3 protein-coding genes are annotated in these 2,651 nt (G+C 71.8%); 1 reads left to right on the top strand and 2 read right to left on the bottom strand.

Features of this window, described 5'->3' with window-relative positions; genetic code table 11:
- The coding region (locus tag ACTHK2_RS06855; protein ID WP_440244961.1) for a PPC domain-containing protein at nucleotides 1–153 on the top strand (153 nt) is incomplete at its 5' end.
- A 111-nt stretch (nucleotides 154–264) separates the two neighbouring features.
- Here ACTHK2_RS06855 and ACTHK2_RS06850 read toward each other — a convergent pair.
- Both ACTHK2_RS06850 and ACTHK2_RS06845 read right to left on the bottom strand, forming a co-directional pair.
- Nucleotides 265–756: an asparaginase domain-containing protein gene (locus ACTHK2_RS06850; protein ID WP_440244959.1), complete on the bottom strand. Its 492-nt coding sequence runs from the start codon at nucleotides 754–756 to the stop codon at nucleotides 265–267.
- Between the two features lie 39 nt (nucleotides 757–795).
- A complete protein-coding gene (locus tag ACTHK2_RS06845; RefSeq protein ID WP_440244958.1) occupies nucleotides 796–2,442 on the bottom strand; it encodes an acyl-CoA dehydrogenase family protein in 1,647 nt (548 codons plus the stop codon).
- Nucleotides 2,443–2,651 lie beyond the last annotated feature (209 nt).

Raw genomic sequence — 2,651 nt, 5'->3', positions numbered from 1 at the left:
CCGACGAGCTCGAGCTATCTGTGCCGCCCGTATCTCAGCGGCAACAGCGAGACCTGCACGTTCGCGTCGCCAACCGCCGGTACGTACCATGTGCGCATCAATGCGTACACGACGTTCTCGGGTGTCACGCTGACGCCGAGCTTCACGCCGTAAGCGCAGCGCCATCGCGCCAGGGAAGGCGGAACGACGGCGGCCGGTGCGAACCGGCCGCCGTTTTTCTTCACGCGGCCCGCGCTGCAGCGGAACCGGTCGAACGCCGCGGCTTCAGACTTGCGCGGCCTCGAAGCGGTTCGCGTCGCGGTTCTTGCGCACGCGCGCGGGATCCCAGATGCGCCCGTTCATCGCGATGTAGACGCCATCCGGCAGGGTCTGCACCGCACCGACCGCGCAGCCGATGTTGAAGACGGCGTCCGAGCCCTTGAACAGCGCGGGATTCAGCGCGCCGGTGAGCACGACGACCCTGCCGGCAAGGCCGGCGAGCGCCTGCGCCGTCTCGACCATCGTGTCGGTGCCGTGCGTGACGAGCACGTGCCTGTGCGGCTGGCCCTCGATCGCGGCGCGGATCGCCGCGCGGTCGTCGGCATTCATGTGCAGGCTGTCCTTGCGCAGCACCGGCAGCACCTCGAACGTGAATGCGACGCCGAGCGCCTCGAGGATCTCGCCGATCTGCGGTTCGCCGATCTGGAACGTCGACTTGTCGTCGAAATAGATCTTGTCGATCGTGCCGCCGGTCGTGACGATGGTGAGGTGCTGCATGGCCCGGTGTTCCTGCGCTGGAGGACGCGGCTGGGCGCGTCAGGGGGCGCAATTGTCGGGCAGCAGCGCATCGGCGTCCACCGCAGCGGCGAGGCGCGGCAGGCCGGCGCCAGCGAAGGCGTCGAGCGCGGCGAGCGCGCGCCGTTCGCCGCGCTCGCGCCACGCCCATGCCGCGTGCCGTGCGAGCACCGCGGCGGCGAATGCACGCGCCAGCGTCGATGCGAACCCGCGCGCGCCCGCTTCGAGCGCGTCGCGCGAGTCGCGCCGTGCCGCGTGCCATGCGCGCGCAACGTCGAAGCACGCGCCGATGCCGTGGCGATCGCCGCCGGCTTCGTCGAGCAGCACGCGCGCGGCCCGCGCGAGCGTATCGACGCCGTCCGAGCCGAGTGCGCGCAGCACGTCGAGCGCGAGCACGTTGGTCGTTCCTTCCCAGATCGGGAACACGTGCGCGTCGCGCAGGAGTTGCGGGATGCCGGTGTTCTCGATGTAGCCGGCACCGCCGAACGCCTCGCAGGTCTCGCTCGCGATGCGCACGGCGAGGCGGCCGGTCCACAGCTTCGCGAGCGGGGTGAGCACGCGCAGCAGCGCGCGTTCCTCCGGCGTCGCCTGCGCGGCGCGGCCGAGCAGGCCGGCAGCGAAGAACACGAAGTGGAACGCGGCTTCGAACTCGGCGGCAAGCGCGGCGAGCGTCGCCCGGTGCAGGGGGTGCCGCGCGAGCGCGCGGCCGAACGCATCGCGACGCCGCGCATAGTCGGCGGCCAGCGCGAGACAGCGTCGCATCGTCGCCAGCGCGCATACCGCGTTCCAGGTGCGCGTCACATTGAGCATCGGCGCGATCATGCGCACCCCGTGCGCCAGTTCTCCCACCGGTGTCGCGAGTGCGCCTTCGAGGTGGATTTCCGCGGTCGGTAGTTCGCGCGTGCCGAGCTTGTCCTTGAGTCGATCGATGCGGATGCCGTTCCAACGACCGTGCCCGTCGCGCGTCTCGACGAGGAACAGCGCGAGTGCATCGGCGCCATCGCCGGCGCCTTCGGGCCGCGCCAGCACGAGGGCCATCTCGCCGACCACGGCCGAGGTGAACCACTTGCGCCCGTACAGGCGCCAGGCGCCGTCGGCGTCGCGACGCGCGAGCGTACCGGTGCGACTGACGTCGGACCCGCCGGCGGTCTCGGTCATCCACTGGCCGGACAGCCAGAGCCGGGCAGGGTCGCGCGCGAGCAGGCGCGGCACGGCGCGGTCGATCAGCGCCGTGGCGCCGGACGCCTTCAGCGCGGTCGCGGCGCCGTCGCTCATCGCGAGCGGACAGGTGTAGAACTCGCTCGCGATGTGATGCAGGTAGACGCGCGCGAACTGGTCGCAGCGCGCATGGATTCCGTAGCGGCCTTCGTGGCCGGCCGCGACCAGGCCGTAGCGCGTGGCCAGCGCGGCGCCGCGCTGCCAGGCCGGCGTCAACTCGATGCGGTCGACGCGCGCGCCCCAGGCGTCCCATTGCGTCAGCACCGGCTGCGCCGGGGTGCGTGCGCGCGCCTCGCTCCAGGCCGTGGCCGCCTGCGCGCCGAGTTCGTCGAGATCGCCTTCGATCGCCAAGAGCACATCGCGCGGCAGCGCGCGGTCGAGATACGAACGCAGCACGCGGTCGTCGCGGAACTGGTTGCCGAGTACCGGCGCGGCCTGGATGAAGTCCATGCGTATCCCCCGCGGGAAGGCGCGGCCACGATACGCGCCGCCGCGGGCGAGCGGCAAGCCGGGAACCGGGCGGAGCCGCCGCAACCCGGGCGTGGCTCCTGGCAGAGCTTTCGGCGGCCTCCGCTTTGAAGCCCTCCCCTTCAAGTGCCTGACCTGAGCCTGTCGAAGGAAGAGGGTTTGGGTGCCGAGCTGTCGGCCGCCGCCGCTTT

This window comes from Dokdonella sp. (assembly GCF_051958935.1).
Taxonomy (GTDB): Bacteria; Pseudomonadota; Gammaproteobacteria; order Xanthomonadales; family Rhodanobacteraceae; genus Dokdonella_A.
Note: the sequence above shows the minus strand (reverse complement) of the source record. Positions and strands in the feature narration are given on the sequence as shown.

Excerpts from the sequence above, each read along its gene's own strand:
- ACTHK2_RS06845 (WP_440244958.1), bottom strand. The coding sequence starts at position 2,442 with ATGGACTTCATCCAGGCCGCGCCGGTACTCGGCAACCAGTTCCGCGAC.
- ACTHK2_RS06850 (WP_440244959.1), bottom strand. The coding sequence starts at position 756 with ATGCAGCACCTCACCATCGTCACGACCGGCGGCACGATCGACAAGATC.